General features: G+C 61.4%; 17 protein-coding genes. 13 read left to right on the top strand and 4 right to left on the bottom strand.

Annotation, left to right across the window (positions count from 1 at the left end):
* Window positions 1-53: 53 nt before the first annotated feature.
* Window positions 54-461 (top strand): hypothetical protein, encoded by a 408-nt coding sequence (locus CK501_RS17220; RefSeq protein ID WP_408607570.1) that lies wholly within the window; start codon window positions 54-56, stop codon window positions 459-461.
* Here the strand turns inward: CK501_RS17220 and CK501_RS05025 are convergent, their stop codons facing one another.
* Both CK501_RS05025 and CK501_RS05030 read right to left on the bottom strand, forming a co-directional pair.
* A complete protein-coding gene (locus CK501_RS05025) occupies window positions 462-896 on the bottom strand; it encodes a universal stress protein (protein WP_095616658.1) in 435 nt (144 codons plus the stop codon). It lies immediately after the preceding gene.
* Window positions 897-919: 23 nt separating this feature from the next.
* Window positions 920-1,783 carry a hypothetical protein gene (locus tag CK501_RS05030; RefSeq protein WP_095616659.1) on the bottom strand — a complete coding sequence of 288 codons (864 nt, stop codon included), beginning with the start codon at window positions 1,781-1,783 and terminating at the stop codon, window positions 920-922.
* A gap of 241 nt (window positions 1,784-2,024) precedes the next feature.
* Between CK501_RS05030 and fadB the strand changes: the two genes are divergently transcribed.
* The 3 genes from fadB (at window position 2,025) to topA (ending at window position 8,223) form a co-directional block, all read left to right on the top strand.
* The gene (fadB, locus tag CK501_RS05035) at window positions 2,025-4,172 is read left to right on the top strand and encodes a fatty acid oxidation complex subunit alpha FadB (protein ID WP_095616660.1); all 2,148 of its coding nucleotides are present in this window, start codon (window positions 2,025-2,027) and stop codon (window positions 4,170-4,172) included.
* Between the two features lie 32 nt (window positions 4,173-4,204).
* Window positions 4,205-5,380: an acetyl-CoA C-acyltransferase FadA gene (gene fadA, locus CK501_RS05040; protein ID WP_095616661.1), complete on the top strand. Its 1,176-nt coding sequence runs from the start codon at window positions 4,205-4,207 to the stop codon at window positions 5,378-5,380.
* A gap of 149 nt (window positions 5,381-5,529) precedes the next feature.
* Window positions 5,530-8,223 carry a type I DNA topoisomerase gene (topA, locus tag CK501_RS05045; protein ID WP_095616662.1) on the top strand — a complete coding sequence of 898 codons (2,694 nt, stop codon included), beginning with the start codon at window positions 5,530-5,532 and terminating at the stop codon, window positions 8,221-8,223.
* 66 nt (window positions 8,224-8,289) lie between these two features.
* On the opposite strand, the gene CK501_RS05050 is transcribed toward topA, so the two are convergent.
* Window positions 8,290-9,162 carry an NAD(P)-dependent oxidoreductase gene (locus CK501_RS05050; protein ID WP_095616663.1) on the bottom strand — a complete coding sequence of 291 codons (873 nt, stop codon included), beginning with the start codon at window positions 9,160-9,162 and terminating at the stop codon, window positions 8,290-8,292.
* Window positions 9,163-9,230: 68 nt separating this feature from the next.
* Window positions 9,231-10,505 carry a citrate synthase gene (gene gltA / locus CK501_RS05055; RefSeq protein WP_095616664.1) on the bottom strand — a complete coding sequence of 425 codons (1,275 nt, stop codon included), beginning with the start codon at window positions 10,503-10,505 and terminating at the stop codon, window positions 9,231-9,233.
* 387 nt (window positions 10,506-10,892) lie between these two features.
* On the opposite strand from gltA, the gene sdhC reads away from it, so the two are divergent.
* From sdhC to sucD, 9 genes are all read left to right on the top strand, one after another.
* Window positions 10,893-11,267, top strand: a complete 375-nt coding sequence (sdhC, locus tag CK501_RS05060; RefSeq protein ID WP_095616665.1) for a succinate dehydrogenase, cytochrome b556 subunit — start codon at window positions 10,893-10,895, stop codon at window positions 11,265-11,267.
* The gene (sdhD, locus tag CK501_RS05065) at window positions 11,261-11,608 is read left to right on the top strand and encodes a succinate dehydrogenase, hydrophobic membrane anchor protein (protein WP_095616666.1); all 348 of its coding nucleotides are present in this window, start codon (window positions 11,261-11,263) and stop codon (window positions 11,606-11,608) included. Before sdhC ends, sdhD begins: the two co-directional genes overlap by 7 nt.
* 3 nt (window positions 11,609-11,611) lie before the next feature.
* Complete coding sequence (gene sdhA / locus CK501_RS05070; protein WP_095616667.1) at window positions 11,612-13,384, top strand: succinate dehydrogenase flavoprotein subunit; 1,773 nt, start codon at window positions 11,612-11,614, stop codon at window positions 13,382-13,384.
* Between the two features lie 15 nt (window positions 13,385-13,399).
* Entirely contained in the window at window positions 13,400-14,104 is a 705-nt protein-coding gene (locus tag CK501_RS05075) for a succinate dehydrogenase iron-sulfur subunit (RefSeq protein ID WP_095616668.1), read from the top strand.
* Between the two features lie 167 nt (window positions 14,105-14,271).
* Window positions 14,272-17,109 carry a 2-oxoglutarate dehydrogenase E1 component gene (locus CK501_RS05080; RefSeq protein ID WP_095616669.1) on the top strand — a complete coding sequence of 946 codons (2,838 nt, stop codon included), beginning with the start codon at window positions 14,272-14,274 and terminating at the stop codon, window positions 17,107-17,109.
* Between the two features lie 26 nt (window positions 17,110-17,135).
* Entirely contained in the window at window positions 17,136-18,428 is a 1,293-nt protein-coding gene (gene odhB, locus CK501_RS05085; protein ID WP_095616670.1) for a 2-oxoglutarate dehydrogenase complex dihydrolipoyllysine-residue succinyltransferase, read from the top strand.
* 29 nt (window positions 18,429-18,457) lie between these two features.
* On the top strand, window positions 18,458-19,900 hold the full coding sequence (lpdA, locus tag CK501_RS05090) for a dihydrolipoyl dehydrogenase (protein ID WP_095616671.1): 1,443 nt from the start codon (window positions 18,458-18,460) through the stop codon (window positions 19,898-19,900).
* 34 nt (window positions 19,901-19,934) lie between these two features.
* Window positions 19,935-21,104 carry an ADP-forming succinate--CoA ligase subunit beta gene (gene sucC / locus CK501_RS05095; RefSeq protein WP_095616672.1) on the top strand — a complete coding sequence of 390 codons (1,170 nt, stop codon included), beginning with the start codon at window positions 19,935-19,937 and terminating at the stop codon, window positions 21,102-21,104.
* Window positions 21,101-21,973, top strand: a complete 873-nt coding sequence (gene sucD, locus CK501_RS05100) for a succinate--CoA ligase subunit alpha (protein WP_095616673.1) — start codon at window positions 21,101-21,103, stop codon at window positions 21,971-21,973. The genes sucC and sucD overlap by 4 nt, the downstream gene beginning before the upstream one ends.
* Window positions 21,974-22,049 lie beyond the last annotated feature (76 nt).

Below are 22,049 nucleotides of genomic sequence, written 5' to 3' on the forward strand. Positions count from 1 at the left end.
AGTTCCTCGACCATGTCGCCGGGAGCGTGCTGTTCCTGGACGGTCTTGGTGGTGTGCACGAGACCATTGGTGGCTTCAGTGACTGGCGCCGTGAGGGCGGTCAGTTCCCGGCGGAACAGCCCGCAGTATCCGGAAGTGGAAGCGGGCGCCGCAGCGACTCCGGTGCAGGGACAAGTCAGTCCTCGGGCAGTCGCGCGGCGCCAACATCGGGTTCCGGTTCAGGGTCTGGAGGGAATAAGCTCAGCTACAAATACAAGCTGGAACTGGAGCAGCTGCCACAGCGTATCCGGGACCTGGAGGCACGTATCGCGGAGCTGCACGAGCAGGTGTCGGAGCCGGATTTCTATCAGCAGGATAATGATACGGTTCAGAAGACGCTTGGCGAACTCTCGGAGCAGGAGTCCGAACTTGAGTCCGCCATGGAGCGCTGGGTGGAACTGGAGGAGATGGCCAGCGGCTGATCAGCCGCCGATGCGTACCGCCAGCACGTCGCAGGGTGAGCCGTGCAGCACGGAGTTCGCGGTGGAGCCCAGCAACAGCTGGATACCGTGACGGCCATGGCTGCCGATCACGATCAGGTCGCAACCCCGTTCCTCCGCCTGCCTGCGTACTTCCGATCCGGGTCGGCCAACCACCACGTGCCGGTTGTCGGGGCCAACGCCGTGCTCATCCCCATACGCATCCAGCTTGCTGCGCGCATTGTCCTCAAGCTGCTGCTGCAGGTCACTGAGATCCAGGGGCAGATCGCCGCCATAGGCGTAGCCCACGGGTTCCACCACATGCAGCAGATCCAGGGTTGCGGCGTTGCTCTCCGCCAGCCGCTTCGCCTTGCCCAGCACTTCCGGTGCCTCCTCGGTAAGGTCGATGGCAACCAGGATGCGTTGATAGTCACTCATGGTGGGTGCTCCTCCGTGGGTCTTCAGGCTGATTTGAGGCGTTCAATGGTCTGCTCCAGACTCTCGATGATGCTGGTGGAATAGCGGTTGATCACGAACGCCACGTTCTGTTCATCATATTCGATGTAGGAGCCACGGATGAAGCGCCACTTGCTGTTGACGTCCGAAAGGGTGGCGTCGATCTGCTGGTTGTCCCCTACGCGCTTGCGGAGCTCCTCCAGGCTGTCCTCGAACTTCCGGGCCAGCTCGTCCAGTGATTGATCCGAATCGGCACCCTGGAAGACCTGGGACACGGACGATGAGGACCGTGCGGAGTAGCGTGTGACCATCAGGGCCATGGTGATGGAGGCTTCCCGGGCGAGCTCCAGGTCGGTAACGGTGGGGGTGGCTTCCTGGCCGGCCACCTGGTCATAGAGCTTTTCTGACAGCACGCTCAGGTTCTGCGCCTGGTTGGCCATGTCCGACAGAAGCCGCAGGTCAGGGTAACCAGAGCCGCGAACGTCCTCGATGTTGGTGTCCATCTGGTCCTCGAAGCTTGTATAGGCGCCGCGCAGATCCTCAAGTTCGGAGCCGGTGAGCGACTCGCCGGCCAGGTCGCCGATCTCGCCGAGCAGGGCGTCCGAGCGTTCCATGTTATCGTTGATCTCGGAAACCAGTTCCTCCTCCGGATCCATGCTGTAGTTGTAGTAGTCGTTCAGGGCCATGAAGTTGCGCAGACGGAAGCGGTGAATCCGGTCGAGCAGCTGCTCCGCCATGGCTTCGGTTTCGTTTTCCGCCTCGCTGCTGCCGTCCGCCTGCTGACTGTGGGCGGGCAGAGCGCCCAGCGCAAGAAGCGCCAGGGCAAGGAAGCTCGTCAGCAGACGTGTTCGAAGGGTGCCTGTCATCATGTCGGGTTGGTCTCCGCCTTTGTTGTCTGTGTTCTGGATTCTGGCCACAGTGTAGCAAGCTTTCACATTCTTCCAATCCGCGGGGCGGCGCATCTGGGGGCCATGTCGCAGGATGGCGGTGAATAAACAAATTGACAAACGCTCGGTTTTTTTTCATCGTTGGCGCCGGATTCAAACGACTGTATGAATTTGGATCGCGCTACGGCCAGCGACGTACCAATCACAACCTGGAGAACAGTTGATGATTTACGAAGGTAAAGCCATCACGGTTAAAGAGATCGAAGGCGGTTTTGCACAGCTCGACTTCGATCTGACGGGTGAGTCTGTCAATAAGTTCAATCAGCTCACCATCGGGGAGCTCGGCGAAGCGGCCGAGGCCCTCGAAAAGCAGAAGAAGCTCAAGGGTCTGGTGGTTACCAGCTCCAAGGACACCTTCATTGTGGGCGCGGACATCACGGAATTCACCGAGCTGTTCGCGGGCCCGGAAGAGGACCTCGTCAACAACAGCCTCAAGGCCAACCGGATCTTCAACAGCATTGAGGACCTTCCTTTCCCGACCGTGACCGCGATCAACGGTCAGGCACTGGGCGGCGGTTTCGAGATGTGCCTGTCCACGGACTTCCGTGTTATGGACGAGAAGGCGAAAGTCGGGCTGCCGGAAGTCAAGCTCGGCATCTTCCCCGGTTTCGGTGGGACAGTACGTCTCAGCCGCCTCATCGGTGCGGACAACGCCATCGAGTGGATCTGCATGGGTGGCGAGCAGAAAGCGGACAAGGCGCTCAAGGCGCACGCCGTGGATGCGGTGGTGAAGTCCGACCAGCTGGTGGATGCCGCCGTTGATATCCTGAAGGAAGCCAACAGCGGCAAGCTGGACTACCAGGCGCGTCGCGAGGAGAAGACCGGCAAGCTCAAGCTCAACTCCATGGAAAGCATGATGGTGTTTGAGACGTCCAAGGGCTATGTCGCCGGCCAGTCCGGTCCGAACTATCCGTCACCGGTGGAAGCGGTCAAGGTCATGCAGAAGCATGCCGGTATGACCCGTGACAAGGCGGTTGAGGTTGAGGCCAAAGGCTTCGCCAAGATGGCCAAGACCGGCACTGCGGCCTCCCTGGTCCAGATCTTCCTGAACGATCAGGATCTGAAGAAGAAGGCCAAGGACTACGAGAAGCAGGCCAACCAGGTGAAAATGGCGGCCGTTCTCGGTGCCGGCATCATGGGTGGTGGCATTGCCTACCAGAGCGCGCTCAAGGGCACGCCCATCATGATGAAGGACATCAACCGCGACGGCATCAAGCTGGGCCTGGACGAGGCCAAGAAGCAGCTGAGCAAGCGCGTTGAGAAGGGCAAGATGAGCGCCGACCAGATGGGCGATGTGCTCAACAACATCCACCCCACGCTGAACTATGGCGATTTCGGGGATGTGGATCTGGTGGTCGAGGCCGTGGTCGAGAACCCCAAGGTCAAGGATTCGGTACTGCGTGAGACCGAGGATGTGATCGGCGAGGACAAGATCCTGACCTCCAACACCTCCACCATCTCCATTGACCGCCTGGCGAAGAACCTCAAGCGCCCGGAGAACTTCTGCGGCATGCACTTCTTCAACCCGGTACACATGATGCCGCTGGTTGAGGTCATCCGTGGCGAAAAGACCAGTGACAAGGCGGTCGCGACTACCGTTGCCTACGCCCGTGCCATGGGCAAGAGCCCGATCGTGGTCAACGACTGCCCCGGCTTCCTGGTTAACCGGATCCTGTTCCCGTACTTCGGCGGCTTTGCACGCCTGGTACGCGACGGCGCCGACTTCCAGAAAGTTGACAAGGTGATGGAGAAGTTCGGCTGGCCCATGGGCCCGGCCTACCTGCTGGACGTGGTGGGCATGGACACCGCCAAGCACGCCAATGAGGTGATGGCTGAAGGCTTCCCGGACCGCATGAAGGATGAGCACAAGAGCGCCATCGATGTGATGTTCGAGAAGGACCGGCTGGGGCAGAAGTCGGACGTTGGTTTCTACCAGTACAAGCTGGACAAGAAAGGCAAGCAGCAGAAGGTTGTGGATGAGTCCACCTATGATCTGCTCAAGCCGGTTGTTCACAACAGCCAGGAGTTCACCGACGACGAGATCATCGAGCGCATGATGATCCCGCTGTGCATCGAGACCGTGCGGTGCCTGGAAGACAACATCGTGGGTACGGCCGCCGAGGCGGACATGGGGCTGGTCTATGGCATCGGCTTCCCGCCCTTCCGTGGTGGTGCGCTGCGCTATATCGACGACATTGGCCTGGACGCGTTCTGCCAGATGGCAGACAAGTACAAGGACCTGGGTCCGCTTTATCACCCGACCGATGGCATGCGTGAAATGGCCAAGGCCGGCAAAAAGTTCCATGGCTGATCGTTGAACAGATTTCCGAACGGAGAAAATCTATGAGCCTTAATCCGAGAGACGTTGTCATAGTCGATTGCGTGCGGACGCCGATGGGCCGTGCCAAGAATGGCTGTTTCCGCAATGTGCGCGCCGAGGACCTGTCCGCGGCGCTGGTTGAAGCACTGTTTGACCGCAATCCGAAACTGGACCCGAAGGAAGTTGAGGATGTCATCTGGGGCTGCGTGAACCAGACCAAAGAGCAGGGCCTGAACATCGCGCGCCAGATGTCGCTGATGACCCGCATTCCCCACGAGGCGGCGGCACAGACCGTAAACCGCCTGTGCGGCTCCTCCATGAGTGCGCTGCATACCGCCAGCCAGGCGGTCCAGACCGGGAACGGGGAAGTGTTCGTGATCGGTGGTGTCGAGCACATGGGTCACATTCCCATGGAGTCCGGCTTTGACCACAACCCGGCGTCCTCCAAGTATTCCGCCAAGGCGTCCAACATGATGGGCCTGACCGCGGAAATGCTGGCGAAGATGCATGGCATTACCCGGGAGCAGCAGGACCAGTTTGGTGCACGGTCCCACCAGCGTGCCTCACAGGCCCGTGAAAACGGCGGTTTCGATAATGAAATCGTGCCCGTTGAAGGTCACGACGAGAACGGTTACCGCAAGCTGATCGAGCAGGATGAGACCATCCGCCCGGAAACCACGGCGGAAGGGCTGTCCGAGCTCAAGCCGGCGTTTGATCCGAAGGATGGCACCGTCACCGCGGGCACCTCCTCCCAGCTGACCGACGGCGCTTCCAGCATGCTGGTAATGTCCTACGAGAAGGCCAAGGCACTGGGCCTCAAGCCCATCGCCAAGGTCCGTGCGACCGCTGTGGCGGGCGTGGATCCGGCCATCATGGGCTATGGTCCGGTTCCGGCTACCAAGAAGGCTCTCAAGCGGGCCGGTCTGAAGGTCGAGGACATCGACTTCTGGGAGCTGAACGAAGCCTTTGCCGGGCAGTCCCTGCCGGTACTGAAGGACCTCAAGCTGCTGGACGAGATGGACAGCAAGGTGAACCTGCACGGCGGCGCCATTGCACTCGGCCACCCGCTGGGCTGCTCCGGTTCACGCATCTCGACCACGCTGCTGAACGTCATGCAGCAGAACGAGGGTACCCTGGGTGTCGCCACCATGTGTGTCGGCCTGGGGCAGGGGACGGCCACCGTCTTCGAGCGGATCTGATCCGCTTCCAAGCCCTCTTGAGCCCGGCCACGCGCCGGGCTTTTTGTTTGTGGTCACTTGACCCGCCATGACCCAATCCCTATATATTGTCGCCACGTCCATGGTCGGCGCCATGGTCACCACACTGTTCTGAGGAAGATTTCGCTGTTATGGGTAAAAGTCTGGTAATCGTGGAGTCCCCCGCCAAGGCCAAGACCATCAATAAGTACCTTGGTGATGACTACATCGTGAAGTCCAGCGTGGGACATATCCGCGATCTTCCAGTGAGTGGTTCCGGCAACCGCAAAACGGACCCCAAGGAGCGTGCCCGCCAGGCTGCGGAGACACGCAAGATGGATCCCGAGACCAAGGCCCGCTACAAGCAGCAGAAGGCCCATGATCAGCTGATCCGTCGTATGGGCGTGGACCCGGAGAACGACTGGGAAGCCCATTACGAGATACTCCCCGGTAAGGAGAAGGTGGTCAGCGAACTGCAGCGGCTGGCGAACAACGCCGATGCGGTCTACCTGGCCACGGACCTTGACCGCGAGGGGGAGGCCATTGCCTGGCACCTGAAGGAGGCCATTGGCGGTGACGACGACAAGTACCGTCGTGTGGTGTTCAATGAGATCACCAAGCGTGCCATCCAGGGGGCCTTTTCCGAACCCACGGACGTGGACACTCACCGGGTTGAGGCACAGCAGGCACGCCGGTTCCTGGATCGTGTGGTGGGCTATATGGTCTCGCCGCTGCTGTGGAGCAAGATCGCGCGTGGTCTTTCCGCCGGTCGCGTCCAGTCCGTGGCGGTTCGGCTCATCGTCGAGCGCGAGCGTGAGATCCGTGCCTTTGTACCCGAGGAATACTGGGAGCTGGATACACTGCTGACACCGCCCGAACAGAAGAGTGTGGGCATTCCGTTCGAGGTGGCAAAGTATGGCGACAAGCCCTACAGGCCCACGAACGAGCAGCAGAGCAATGAGCATGTCGAGCGCCTGAGGGCCCTGGCGGAGGATGAGCAGGCCTTCCGCGTGGCCAAGCGCGAAGACAAGCCCACCAAATCCCGGCCCTCGGCCCCGTTCATCACCTCCACACTGCAGCAGGCGGCGAGTAACCGTCTCGGTTTCAGTGTGAAGAAGACCATGACGCTGGCCCAGCGCCTGTACGAGGCCGGCTACATTACCTACATGCGGACCGATTCCACCAACCTGAGCCAGGATGCGATCCAGTCCGCGCGTGGCTATATCCAGGCCAGCTTCGGTGATGAGTACCTGCCCGAGAAGCCGCGCTATTACACCTCCCGGGAGGGTGCCCAGGAAGCGCACGAGGCGATCCGGCCTTCCGACGTCAAGCGCCGGGCGCAGGATATCAGCGGTCTGGAGAAGGATGCTGAACGCCTGTACGACCTGATCTGGCGCCAGTTCGTGGCCTGCCAGATGACGGACGCCGAGTTCCTGAGCACATCCGTGACCGTGGTCGCAGGAGATTACCAGCTGAAGACCCGGGGCCGGATCATCCGGTTTGATGGTTTCCAGAAGGTGGCGCCGTCCTCCGGGAAGAAGGACCAGGACGTGGTGCTTCCGGATATTGCCGAAGGCGATCGCCTGATCCTGAGCGAACTCACGCCGAGCCAGCACTTTACCAAGCCGACACCACGCTACACCGAGGCGTCGCTGGTCAAGGAGCTTGAGAAGCGTGGGATCGGACGGCCCTCAACCTATGCCTCCATTATCTCGACCATCCAGGAGCGCGGCTATGTGCGCCTGGAGAACCGGCGTTTCTATGCGGAAAAGCTGGGGGACATTGTTACGGACCGGCTGCACGAATCCTTCTCCAACCTGCTGGATTACGATTTCACGGCACGCATGGAGGAGGAACTCGACGAGGTTGCCGAGGGCAGGGAGGACTGGAAACAGGTTCTCAATGAATTCTACGAGCGCTTCTCGAAGCAGCTCCAGCAGGCGGAGTCCACGGATGGTGGCATGCGCACCAATGCGCCCACGGACACGGACATCGAATGCCCGGACTGCGGCCGGCACATGCAGATCCGTGTCGCCAGCACCGGGGTTTTCCTTGGGTGCTCCGGTTACTCGCTGCCTCCCAAGGAGCGGTGCAAGAAGACCATCAACCTGATTCCCGGTGACGAGGCGGTCAGCGCGGATGAGGATGACGACGGCGAGGGCGAATCCCGCCTGCTGCGCGAGAAGCACCGTTGCCCGAAGTGCGGTACGGCCATGGACAGCTACCTGATCGATGAGAGCCGCAAGCTGCACGTGTGCGGTAACAGCCCCGACTGTGACGGCCAGGAACTGGAGTATGGCAGCTTCCGCATCAAGGGCTACGAGGGCCCGACGCTGGAATGCGACAAGTGTGGCAGCGAGATGCAGCTCAAGAGCGGGCGTTTCGGGAAGTACTTCGACTGCACCAACTCCGAGTGTAAGAACACCCGTAAGCTGCTGCGCAACGGCGAGCCGGCGCCCCCCAAGATGGACCCGATCCCGATGCCGGAGCTGCAGTGCCAGAAGGTGGACGACACCTATGTACTGAGGGATGGCGCCTCAGGCCTGTTCCTGGCCGCCAGCCAGTTCCCCAAGAACCGCGAGACGCGGCCGCCGCTGGTGAGCGAGATCAAGCCGCACGCGGCGGAGTTGGATCCCAAGTACGCCTACATACTGGATGCGCCCGAGCGCGACCCCGAGGGGAACCCGACAACGGTGCGCTACAGCCGTAAGACCAAGGAGCAGTATGTGGCGTCCGAAAAGGACGGTAAGGCGACCGGATGGCAGGCCTACTACCGCAACGGCCGGTGGGAGCCCCAGGAGAAGAAGAAATCCGGTGGTCAGGGCGGCAAGCGAAAGGCCAGTTGATGGTGCCGTAGGCGCCCGCTTGCGGGCGCTCGAGCGAAGCGCGGGCAAGTCCGCTCCTGCAGTAGGTCAGGAGTTTGCCCGCAACCGCTCCAGAAGCGCCGAGGTATCCCAGCGCCCACCGCCCAGGTTCTGCACGTCGGAGTAGAACTGGTCGACTAATGCGGCGACTGGCAGGCTGGCGCCATTGTTCCGCGCCTCCGCGATGCAGATGCCCAGATCCTTGCGCATCCAGTCCACTGCAAAGCCGTGGTTGTATTCCCCCTCGATCATGGTCTGGGCGCGGTTATCCATCTGCCAGGACTGGGCCGCACCGCCACTGATGGCCTGCACAACCGATGCCGGGTCAAGCCCCGCCTCCTCGGCGAAATGAAGCCCTTCCGAGAGCCCCTGCAGAAGACCCGCGACGGTGATCTGGTTCACCATCTTGGTGAGCTGGCCATGACCCGCTCCCCCCATGTAATGCACCGCCTTGCCGTAGCAGTTGAGCACGGGCAGGGCCCGGTCGAAGGCGCCACGCTCGCCACCGCACATGATGGTCAGTTGGGCGTTTTCGGCCCCCTTCTGGCCGCCGGAGACCGGCGCGTCCACCCAGCTGTGCCCGGCCTTGGCCGCCTCTTCCGCCAGTTCCCGGGTAACACTGGCTGACGCCGTGGTGTGGTCGATCAGAAGCGCGCCCTCAGGGACATTGGCGATGATGCCATGCTCGCCGGTGTAGAGCGCTCTCAGATCCGGGTCTGCTCCCACGCAGGTAACGACGGCATCCGCATCCATCACGGCCTGCGCAATACCTTCTGCGGTTTCGCCGGGGTAATCGCGGGCCCAGGCCCGTGCCTTTTCCCCCGTGCGGTTGTAGACCCGTACGCTGAACCCGTCATGCCGGGCCAGATGCCCGGCCATGGGAAAGCCCATGACCCCGAGTCCGATGAAAGCAATCTGCATGGGACGCTGCCTCCTCCTGTCTCCTGAAACGAGAAAACCCGCTCGGAAGCGGGTTTTCGGGGGTGCTGTTACTCGCTGGGATAGTCGCGCTTGGTATAGCCGCTGTAGAGCTGGCGCGGCCGCCCGATGCGGTAGTTGCCGCTGACCATCTCGTTCCAGTGGGAGAACCAGCCAATCGTGCGCGAGAGCGCGAAGATCACTGTGAACATCGAGGTCGGGATGCCGATGGCCTTGAGGATGATCCCGGAGTAGAAGTCGACGTTCGGGTAGAGCTTGCGCTCAATGAAGTACTCGTCTTCCAGCGCGATCTGCTCGAGACGCTGGGCAATGCGCAGCAGCGGATCGTTCTCAAGCCCCAGCTCCTGGAGTACCTCATGTGCGGTGTCGCGCATAACCCGGGCGCGCGGATCGAAGTTCTTGTAGACCCGGTGACCGAAGCCCATCAGGCGGAAGGGGTCGTCCTTGTCCTTGGCTCGCTCGACGCAACGTTCGACGTTGGATTCGTCGCCGATCTCGTTGAGCATGTTGAGGACCGCCTCATTGGCACCGCCGTGTGCCGGACCCCAGAGGGCCGCGATGCCCGCCGCAATGACCGCGAAGGGGTTGGCGCCGGTGGAGCCGGCCAGGCGGACGGTGGAGGTGGAAGCGTTCTGTTCGTGGTCCGCGTGCAGGATGAAGATCTTGTCCATGGCCTTGGCCAGGACCGGGTTCACCTTGTACTCCTCACAGGGCACGCCGAACATCATGTACAGGAAGTTCTCGGCATAGCCCAGATCGTTGCGCGGATACATGAAGGGCTGGCCGATGGAGTACTTGTAGCACATCGCCGCGATGGTCGGCATCTTGGCGATCAGCCGGTGGGCCGCCACTTCGCGTTCGTGTTCGTCGGTCAGGTCCATGGTGTCGTGGTAGAAGGCGGAGAGCGCCCCGACCACGCCGACCATGATGGCCATCGGGTGCGCGTCGCGGCGGAACCCGTTGAAGAAGTGGCTCATCTGGTCGTGGATCATGGTGTGGTTATTGACGGTGCGGCGGAAGCGTTCGTTTTCTTCGGCGGTGGGGAGTTCGCCGTGGAGCAGCAGGTAACAGACTTCGAGGTAATCCGCGTTGTTGGCCAGCTGCTCGATGGGGTAACCGCGATGCAGGAGAACCCCGTTCGCCCCGTCGATGAAGGTGATCTTCGATTCGCACGCGGCGGTGGAAACAAACCCGGGGTCGTAGGTGAACCAGCCTTCCGTGACCAGATTTCTCACATCAATCACATCAGGACCCTGTGTACCGGAATAGACCGGAAGTTCCAGGGTTCGGCCTCCGACCGAAAGCGTTGCTTTCTCGTTGGACATGGTGTTCTCCTGTCAGTTCAGCAAACCAGTGCTGGAGATGACGCACAGCGGACCCAAGTATCGCAGAAGATTGACCCGGACGTCACGGATCAGGCGTCGGGGTGGGCCAGTCGGCGGGGTCGCTTCTAACGCCTTCGCGGTTCGCGAAAATATAGGGCGATGTTACCAATTGTCAATCTGTCTGTTACCTGTGGGCCGCTGGAGCTCCTCTTGCCGGTTTGTAATCACCGGGGGCAGTCTCTATAATTCCAAGCCCGTAGACGGGAGCCCGCCAGAGACGGCGGTTCTAACCCGCCCGCTGATCAGAACAATGATCCACCAACACACTGTGCCCGGCTGTCGGGACCGACCGACACCGCCCGGCGCACCAGACAGGGGTCAGGAGCCGTGACGACCAAACGACCGGTTAACCTAGAAATCAGCACCATCCACTTTCCCATTCCCGCCATTGCCTCAATCCTGCACCGCATAAGCGGTATTGTGGCGTTCGTCGGGATTGCATTCCTTCTCTATGGCCTCGACCAGTCACTGGCCGGTGAGGCCGGGTTCGCTGCCGTGGCGGAGCTCATGGCGCACCCGCTGAGCAAGCTGGTGGTCTGGGGCACGCTGTCGGCGCTTGCCTACCACCTGGTGGCGGGGATCCGCCATCTGGTCATGGATATGGGCGTTGGGGAGACGCTTGAGGGCGGTCGACTCAGCACCAAGATCACCTTTGTGGTCTCCGCCGTACTGATTGTTCTGCTGGGAGTCTGGATATGGTAAAGAGTGTCACCAACCTCGGGCGCACTGGTGCCTATGACTGGCTGATGCAGCGTGTATCAGCCGTGGTGCTGGCGCTGTATACCCTGTTTCTTACGGGGTTTGTACTGGGGTCGTCCGATCTCGACTACGCACAGTGGGCCGGCCTGTTCGACCAGATGTGGATGCGCATCTTCAGCCTGCTGGCGCTGATCTCACTGGGTATCCACTCGTGGGTCGGTCTCTGGACGATCACTACCGATTACATCAAGCCGACAGCGCTGCGGTTTGTCATCCAGGCCGGCTGCGGGCTGATCATGTTTGTCTACCTCGTCTGGGGTGTCGAGATTCTCTGGGGGCTCTGAATCATGTCCAATCTTAGAACCATGTCGTTTGATGCACTTGTGATCGGTGGCGGCGGTTCCGGCCTGCGGGCCGCGCAGCAGCTGACCCAGTCCGGCATCAACACAGCATGCATCTCGAAAGTCTTTCCGACCCGGTCGCATACCGTCTCCGCCCAGGGTGGCATTACCTGTGCCATTGCCAGTGCGGATCCGAACGATGACTGGCGTTGGCACATGTATGACACCGTCAAGGGCTCCGACTACATCGGGGACCAGGAAGCCATCGAGTACATGTGTTCCGTCGGCCCGCGCGCCGTCTATGAGCTGGAGCACATGGGGCTGCCGTTCTCCCGTTTCGAGAACGGCCGTATCTACCAGCGGCCTTTCGGCGGTCAGTCCAAGGAATACGGCAAGGGCGGTCAGGCGGCGCGCACCTGCGCGGCAGCGGACCGTACCGGCCACGCACTGCTTCACACCCTCTACCAGGCGAACCTTCAGGGCGGTACCACCTTCCTGAATGAGTGGTATGCCGTGGACCTGGTGAAGAACCAGGATGGGCAGGTGGTGGGTGTCATCGCCATCGAGATGGAGACCGGCGAAGTCGTCTACATCAAGTCCAAGGCCACGGTACTGGCAACCGGTGGTGCCGGCCGCATCTACGCCTCCACCACCAATGCCCTGATCAATACCGGTGACGGTGTGGGCATGGCCCTGCGGGCCGGTATTCCAGTTCAGGATATGGAGATGTGGCAGTTCCACCCCACTGGTATCCATGGCGCGGGCACCCTGGTGACCGAGGGCTGCCGCGGTGAGGGCGGTTATCTGGTGAATTCGGAGGGCGAGCGCTTCATGGAACGCTATGCCCCGAACGCCAAGGATCTGGCCGGGCGTGATGTTGTGGCCCGGTCCATGGTTCTGGAGATTCTGGAAGGCCGTGGTTGTGGCCCCAACAAGGACCATGTCTACCTCAAGCTCGACCATCTCGGGGAGGAGACGCTGAACCTGCGCCTGCCGGGCATTCTGGAGCTCTCCCGGACCTTCGCGCACGCGGATCCGGTGAAGGAGCCGATTCCGGTGGTGCCGACCTGCCACTACATGATGGGCGGTCTGCCGACCAACATCGGCGGTCAGGTGATGACCCAGGACGCCAGTGGCAATGACCAGCCCATCGAAGGGCTCTTTGCCTGCGGCGAGGCGGCATCGGTATCCGTGCACGGTGCCAACCGCCTGGGTGGTAACTCCCTGCTGGACCTGGTGGTGTTCGGCCGTGCCGCGGGCCTGCAGATCGAAAAGCAGCTGCGCGAGGGCGGCGACGCCATGGAGGCGAGTGAAAGCGACATCGAGCGCGCCATGGCGCGTCTGGATCGCCTCAACAGCGGCGAGGGCACCGAGCGTGTCTACGATGTCAAGAAGGAACTCCAGGACACCATGCAGCTTTACTTCGGGGTTTTCCGCGATGGCGAACCCATGGAGAAAGGCCTCAGAATTCTGGATGAGATCGGCGAAAAGATCCGCAACACGAAACTCGAGGACACCAGCAACGCCTTCAACACCGCCCGTGTCGAAGCGCTGGAACTGGAGAACCTCTACGAGGTTGCGTATGCAACGGCGGTATCAGCCATTGAGCGGCGTGAAAGCCGTGGCGCCCACGCCCGGAACGACTACACCGAGCGTGATGATGAACAGTGGCTGAAGCACTCCATCTACTTCCCGCTTGAAAAGCGGTTGGGGCAGCGTGAGGTCAACTTTGCGCCGCGCTCGATGGATGCGTTCCCGCCGACAGTCCGGAAGTACTAATAAAGAGGTGTTGTGATGCTGGTCAGTCTCTATCGATACAATCCTGAAACGGACAATGTGCCGTACATGCAGGACGTCGAAGTTGAGCTTCCGGAAGGCAAGGATCTGATGGTTCTCGACGTGCTGCACATGATCAAGGAGGATGATGTCAGTGTGGCATTCCGTCGTTCCTGCCGTGAGGGCGTCTGCGGCTCGGACGGGATGAATATCAACGGCATGAACCGGCTGGCATGCGTCACGCCGGTGTCGGAAGTTGTTAAGAATAACAAGCTGGTACTGCGCCCACTGCCGGGGCTGCCCGTGGTACGGGACCTGGTGGTGGACATGTCGATCTTCTACCAGCAGTACGAGAGGATCCAGCCGTACCTGATCAATGATAATCCGGAGCCCGCCATCGAGCGCCTCCAGTCCCCCGAGGACCGGGAGAAACTCGACGGGCTCTATGAATGCATTCTCTGCGCCTGCTGCTCAACGGCCTGCCCGTCGTTCTGGTGGAACCCGGACAAGTTCGTTGGCCCTGCTGGGCTGCTGCAGGCGTATCGTTTTCTGGCGGATAGCCGTGACACGGCGACCGCGGAACGTCTCGATAATCTGGATGACCCGTTCAGCGTGTTCCGCTGCCGCGGAATCATGAACTGTGTGAGTGTCTGCCCCAAAGGACTGAACCCGACACGTGCAATCGGCCATATCCGTACTATGCTGATGCAGCGCACAACCTGATTATTGCGACACAGTTCACGCCAGAAGACGCTCAGGGCGGCCCGCAGGCCGCCCTTGGTTAATGCGCGTCACGGCAACACCGTGTCGCGCAGGGGCACGCGGCCGGAGCTCAAAAGGCCAGGGCCGCGTTTGCTGACACGAAGTCCAGTCAGAGGCGAGCGAGTGCCATGCATGAAAGCATAATGGAGCAGCTGTGGCGGACGTCCCACCTGCAGGGTGGGAATCTGGCTTACGTTGAGGATCTGTTCGAAACCTACCTCAAGGATCCCAACGGCGTTCCGGAAGAATGGCGGCGTTATTTTGACCAGCTTCCAGGAATACCAGGCGACCACAGACCCGATGTTCCACACCGAGAAATCCGAGATCAGTTCCGATACATTGCCCAGAATCAGCGCCGCTACTCTCCCACCCAGGGCGCTCCCTCTTCCATTTCCCAGGCCGAAGAAAAGCAGGTCCGCGTTCTCCAGCTGATCAATGCCTATCGCTTCCGTGGCCATCAGAATGCGGACCTGGATCCCCTGGGGCTGCTTAACCGGCCCAAAGTGAAGGATCTCGATTTCCGCTATCACGAGCTGGATGATGACGACCTGGAGGTGGAATACCAGACCGGGTCGCTGTTCTTCGGCTCCGAGCGGATGAAGCTGCGCGATATCATCGATGGGCTGGAGCGCACCTACTGCAGCACCGTGGGTGCCGAGTACATGCACATTGTGGATACCACGGTGAAGCGGTGGTTCCAGCACCGGCTCGAAAGCGTCAAGTCGCACCCGAACTATGAGACGAAAACCCGGCTGAACCTGCTGGAGCGGCTTAACGCCTCCGAAGGTCTGGAGAAGTATCTGGGGTCCAAGTACCCGGGGACCAAGCGGTTTGGTCTAGAGGGCGCGGAGTCGCTGACCCCCTGTGTCAGCGAACTCATCCAGCGGGCCGGCTCCTACGGGGCGCGCGAGATTGTCATTGGTATGGCCCACCGGGGGCGGCTGAACATCCTCGTCAACACCCTTGGCAAGAACCCCAGGGAGCTGTTTGACGAGTTTGATGGCAAGGTGACCATGGACGAGGGCTCCGGGGATGTGAAATACCATCAGGGCTTCTCCTCCAATGTGATGACCCCGGGTGGCGAGGTTCACCTGGCGCTGGCGTTCAATCCGTCGCACCTGGAGATCGTGACACCGGTAGTGAGCGGCTCGGTCCGTGCGCGCCAGGCACGCCGCGAGGATGAGACGGGGCAGCAGGTGCTGCCGATCGCGATTCACGGTGATGCGGCCTTCGCGGGGCAGGGCGTGGTCATGGAGAGCCTCCAGATGTCCCTCACCCGGGGCTTCGGCATTGGCGGCACCATCCACATCGTGGTCAACAACCAGATCGGGTTCACCACCAGCCACCGCTTCGACGCGCGTTCGACCGAGTACTGCACGGATGTGGCGAAGATGGTCCAGGCGCCGATCCTGCATGTGAACGGCGATGACCCGGAGGCTGTGCTCTATGTGACCCAGCTTGCCATGGATTACCGCAACGAGTTCGGTCAGGACGTGGTCATCGACCTGGTGTGCTACCGCCGGCGCGGCCACAACGAGGCGGACGAACCCTCCGCTACGCAGCCGCGGATGTACGAGAAGATCCGCAACCATCCGACCACCCGGGATCTCTACGTCAAACAGCTTGTGAGCGACAGCGTGATCCAGGAGCAGGACGCCAAGAAGCTGTTCGAGGAGTACCGCGATAAGCTGGACAACGGCGACCATGTGGTGGATGCCCTGGTCAAGGAACCCAATACCGATCTCTACGTGGACTGGACACCCTATCTGGGCCACGAATGGACGGCGCGGTGCAAGACCAGCGTGCCCATGAAGACCCTCCAGGCGTTGGGCCGCCGGATCTCGACGGTACCGGAAGGATTCACGGTGCAACGTCAGGTCAAGAAGATCATGGAGGACCGCGGCAAGATGACGCAGGGCGCGTTGCCGCTGAACTGGGGTTACGCGGAAACCATGGCGTACGCCACGCTGCTGAACGAGGGGCATCCAATCCGTTTCACCGGCCAGGATTCACGCCGGGGCACCTTCTCGCACCGCCATGCGGTTCTGCACAACCAGAAGGACGGCAGCGAATACGTGCCGCTTGAGCACGTCCGGGATGATCAGCCGCGCTTCGAGATCTACGACTCGCTGCTCTCCGAGGCGGCAGCAGTGGGCTTTGAATACGGTTATGCCACGACCACGCCCACGACGCTGACCATCTGGGAGGCGCAGTTCGGTGACTTCGTCAATGGCGCGCAGGTGGTCGTTGACCAGTTCATCACCAGTGGTGAGCACAAATGGGGCCGGCTCTGCGGGCTGACCCTGCTGCTTCCCCACGGCTATGAGGGGCAGGGCCCCGAGCACTCTTCAGCGCGGCTGGAGCGATTCCTGCAGCTTTCGGCGGAACACAACATCCAGGTCTGCGTGCCGACCACGCCTTCCCAGGTGTTCCACATGCTCCGCCGTCAGGTGAAGCGGCCTCTGCGTAAGCCGCTGATCGCGCTGACGCCCAAGAGCCTGCTGCGCCACAAGGAAGCGGTCTCCTCCCTGGATGATCTGTGTGAGGGAACCTTCCGCACGGTCCTGCCTCCCAAGGAGATGCCGGATCCGAAGAAGGTGAATCGCCTGATCATGTGCAGCGGCAAGGTCTATTACGACCTGCTTGAGAAGCAGCGTTCAGAGGGGATTGAAGATACGCTGGTCGTACGCATCGAGCAGCTGTATCCATTCCCCCACGATGACCTGGACGCGGTCCTGGCGCCCTATACCGGCATCCAGACCGCCGTCTGGTGCCAGGAGGAGCCCATGAACCAGGGTGCCTGGTATTCCAGCCAGCATCACATGCGGCATGCGCTGGATCGCACGAAGAAGAAGCCGAAACTGCAGTACGCAGGGCGTAAGGCGTCAGCAGCGCCAGCCTCCGGCTACCCCAGCGTACACGCCCAGGAACAGAAACAACTCGTTGAAGACGCATTTTCCGTCTGACGGGTACTGACAAGTAAGGAAGAGCAATGACAACAGACATCCAAGCTCCCGTTTTTCCCGAATCCGTCGCGGAAGGCACGATCGCTACCTGGCACAAGAAACCCGGCGAACAGTGCGAGCGGGATGAGCTGATCGTCGATATCGAGACTGACAAGGTGGTGCTCGAGGTGGTGGCGCCCGGCGACGGCGTCATCAAGGAGATCGTCAAGGACGAGGGCGATACCGTTGAGAGCGGCGAGGTGATCGGTAAGTTCGCGGAAGGCGAGTCCGGTTCCGCCGGTGGCGGTGAAGCGAAGGCGGAGTCAGAGGGCGGCGCCAGCGACGAATCCGCTGCCAAGGAAGAGCCGGCAGCCGAACAACCGGCCGCCTCCGATGACAAGGGCGAGGAAAGCGGTGAGGAGCCGTTGGTCAGCCCGGCCGCGAAGAAGATGGCGGAAGAAAAGGGCGTTGATCTGTCGAAGGTCGAGGCCACTGGCAAGGGCGGCCGCGTCCTGAAGGAAGACGTTCAGCGCGCTGCGGACCAGAAAGGCAGTGAACCGGCGCCCGCCGCGAAAAGCAGTGGCGGTGGAAGCCAGTCGGCCGCGCCCGAGGCACCGGCCGGCAGCATGCCGCAGGGCGAGCGCCCCGAGAAGCGCGTGCCCATGACCCGCATGCGCGCCAGCATCGCCAAGCGCCTGGTGGATGTGCAGCAGACCACGGCCATGCTCACCACCTTCAACGAGGTGAACATGCAGCCGATCATGGACATCCGTCAGCAGTACAAGGAGTCCTTCGAGAAGCGCCATGGCGTTAAACTCGGTTTTATGGGCTTTTTCGTGAAGGCGGCGACTGAAGCCCTCAAACGTTTCCCCGCGGTCAACGCCTCCATCGATGGCAACGAAATGGTCTATCACGGCTATCAGGATGTGGGCATCGCCGTTTCCACGGACCGGGGCCTGGTGGTACCGGTGCTGCGCGATGCGGATGCGCTCTCGGTCGCCGACGTGGAGCAGGGCATCAACACATTCGGCCAGAAGGCGCGGGACGGCAAGCTCACCATCGAGGAGATGACCGGTGGTACCTTCTCGATCACCAATGGCGGTATTTTCGGGTCGCTGATTTCGACGCCGATCCTGAACCCGCCACAGACGGCGATCCTTGGCATGCACAAGATCCAGGAGCGCCCCATGGCCGTCAACGGCGAGGTCAAGGTGCTGCCGATGATGTATCTGGCACTGTCCTACGACCATCGTATGATTGACGGTAAGGAAGCTGTGCAGTTTCTTGTGACGATCAAGGAGCTGCTCGAGGATCCGGCGCGGATTCTTCTGGACGTCTGACAACGAATCACTGAAAAGCAGGAATCACTATGTCCCAAGACTATGACGTCATCGTTATCGGCTCCGGCCCCGGCGGCTACGTGGCAGCGATCCGCGCCGGGCAGCAGGGAATGAACGTTGCCTGTGTCGAAGGCTGGAAGGACGACAAGGGCGACCAGGTGCTGGGCGGCACCTGCCTGAACGTGGGCTGTATTCCGTCCAAGTCACTGCTCGAGACCTCGCACAAGTACGAAGAGGCGAAGCACGGTTTCGAGAAGCAGGGTCTGAAGATCAAGGAGCTCGATGTCGACATCGAGCAGATGATGAAGAACAAGAACGAGATCGTCGGTAACCTTACCGGCGGTATCGCGGGGTTGTTCAAGTCCAATGGTGTGACCTCCATCCATGGCTGGGGCCGTGTGCTCAACAGCAAGCAGGTGGAAGTAACCGACCTCAAGGGCAACAAGAGCACCTACGGGGCGAAGAACATCATCATCGCCACCGGTTCCCGGCCGATCGAGATTCCGCCGGCGCCGATGAAGGAAGGCAAGATCGTCGACAGCGAGGGCGCGCTGGAGTTTGATGAGGTGCCCAAGCGTGTGGGCGTGATTGGTGCCGGTGTCATCGGCCTCGAGCTCGGCAGCGTCTGGAACCGTCTCGGGTCCGAGGTCACCATGCTGGAAGCCCAGGATACCTTCCTGGCGGGCGTGGATCAGGCCATCGCCAAGGATGCCCACAAGAGCTTCAAGAAGCAGGGCCTGGACATCCGCCTCAAGTGCCGGGTGACCAAGACCGAGGTGAAACGCAACCTGGTCTACGTCACCTATGAGGACGGTGACGGCAACGAGCAGCAGATCAAGTGCGACAAGCTCATCGTTGCCGTTGGCCGCACCCCGAACACGGAAAAGCTGTTCTCGTCCGACTCCGGCGTGGATCTGGACGAGCGCGGCTTCGTGGCCGTGGACGACGAGTGCCAGACCAATGTGCCCGGCATCTACGCGATTGGCGATGTGGTGCGCGGCCCGATGCTGGCTCACAAGGCCTCGGAAGAGGGCTTGATGGTGGTTGACCGGATCGCGGGCTATGCGACCGAAGTCAACTATGACTGCATTCCCAACGTGGTCTACACCCACCCGGAGCTGGCCTGGGTCGGCAAGACCGAGGAAGAGCTCAAGGCCGAGGGTGAGCCCTATAAGGTCGGTGCCTTCCCCTTTGCGGCGAACGGCCGGGCCATGGCTGCCAACGCAACCGAAGGCCAGGTGCGGATCATCGCCCACGAGGAGACCGACCGGATACTGGGTATGCACGTTGTCGGACCCCAGGCCTCCGAGATCATTGCCCAGGGCGTGATCGCGATGGAGTTCGGCTCCAGCGCCGAGGACCTGGCCCTGACCTGCTTTGCGCATCCGACGCTGTCCGAATCCGTCCATGAGGCGGCACTGGGTGTGGACGGCATGGCGATTCACAAGGCAAATCGGCGCCGGAAGAAATGACCGGCGCAATCTCCAACACAACAGGTTGTGATCTATGAATCTGCACGAATATCAGAGCAAACAGCTCTTTGGGGAGTACGGCCTGCCCGTCTCCGAGGGCGTGGCCTGTTCCAACGCTGACGAAGCGGTGGCGGCTGCCGATAAGATCGGCGGCGACGGCTGGGTGGTCAAGGCCCAGGTACACGCCGGTGGCCGCGGCAAGGCCGGCGGGGTGAAGCTGGCCAAGTCGAAGGACGAGATCCGCGCCTTTGCCGACCAGTGGCTGGGTGAACGCCTGGTGACCTTCCAGACGGATGAGAAGGGCCAGCCGGTCAACCGGATCCTTGTCGAGTCCCTGACCGACATCAATCAGGAGCTCTATCTGGGCGCGGTCGTGGATCGCGGCTCCCGCCGGATCGTCTTCATGGCCTCCACCGAGGGTGGTGTCGAGATCGAGAAGGTCGCCGAGGAAACCCCGGAAAAGATCCTCAAGGCAACGGTTGACCCGCTGGTGGGCGCGCAACCCTATCAGGCGCGTGAGCTGGCTTTCGGGCTGGGCCTTCAGGGTGACCAGATCAAGCAGTTCACGAAGATCTTCCTGGGGCTGGCGAAGCTGTTCGAGGACAAGGATCTGGCGCTGATCGAGATCAACCCGCTGGTGATCACCGACCAGGGCAACCTGCACTGCCTGGACGCCAAGGTGGGCGCGGACGACAACGCCATGTACCGCCAGAAGCAGCTTGCCGAGATGCGCGACCTCTCCCAGGAGGACGAACGCGAAGCGCATGCGGCCGAGTGGGACCTCAACTATGTGGCGCTCGACGGCAACATTGGCTGCATGGTCAACGGCGCCGGTCTCGCCATGGGCACCATGGACATCATCAAGCACCACGGTGGCCAGCCGGCCAACTTCCTGGATGTCGGCGGTGGCGCCACCAAGGAGCGCGTGGCCGAGGCGTTCAAGATCATCCTTTCCGATGACACCGTGAAGGCCGTTCTGGTCAACATCTTCGGTGGTATCGTGCGGTGCGACATGATCGCCGAGGGCATCATGGGTGCGGTTGAAGAGGTGGGCGTTACGGTCCCCGTGGTGGTCCGCCTTGAGGGCAACAACGCCGAGAACGGACGCCAGAAGCTGGCGGACAGCGGCCTGAACATCATCGCGGCAAGCAGTCTGACCCAAGCCGCCGAAAAAGTCGTTGCCGCAGCCGGAGGTGAAGCATGAGTGTACTGGTGAACAAGGAAACAAAGGTGATCTGCCAGGGCTTCACCGGGGCCCAGGGGACCTTTCACAGCGAACAGGCGCTGGAATACGGTACCAATCTGGTCGGCGGCGTGAGCCCGGGCAAGGGCGGCACCGAGCACCTGGGGCTGCCCGTTTTCAATACCGTGCGTGAGGCGGTCCAGAAGACCGGCGCGACCGCGACTGTGATCTACGTGCCCGCAGCCTTCTGCAAGGATGCGGTGGTTGAGGCGGCGGACGCCGGCATTGAGCTGGTGGTGTGCATCACCGAGGGCATTCCGACGCTGGACATGCTCTATGTGAAGGAATACGTGGACCGCAAGGGCGTGCGCATGATCGGCCCGAACTGCCCCGGTGTCATCACTCCGGAGCAGTCCAAGATCGGCATCATGCCCGGCTACATCCACAAGCCCGGCAAGGTCGGCATCATCTCCCGCTCCGGCACCCTGACCTACGAGGCGGTGAAGCAGACCACGGACTACGGTTTCGGTCAGTCCACCTGTGTGGGCATCGGCGGCGACCCGATCCCCGGCTCCAACTTCATCGACATGCTTGAGCTGTTCGAGAAGGACCCGGAAACCGAGGCCATCGTCATGATCGGTGAGATCGGCGGTACTGCTGAGGAAGAGGCGGCTGCCTACATCAAGGAGAACGTGAGCAAGCCGGTGGTTTCCTACATCGCAGGCGTGACCGCGCCTCCCGGTAAGCGGATGGGCCATGCCGGCGCCATCATTGCCGGCGGCAAGGGCACCGCGGACGAGAAGTTCAGCGCGCTGCATGATGCGGGTGTGCACACGGTGCGCAGCCTCGCCGACATCGGCAAGGCCATCAAGGAGGCGACGGGCTGGTAAAACGCCTGATCCATACGCCTCTGGAAAGCCGACCTCCGGGTCGGCTTTTTTCGTTGATTAACCCATACCCGTTTCG

Source organism: Halovibrio salipaludis (assembly GCF_002286965.1).
GTDB classification, from domain to species: domain Bacteria; phylum Pseudomonadota; class Gammaproteobacteria; order Pseudomonadales; family Oleiphilaceae; genus Halospina; species Halospina salipaludis.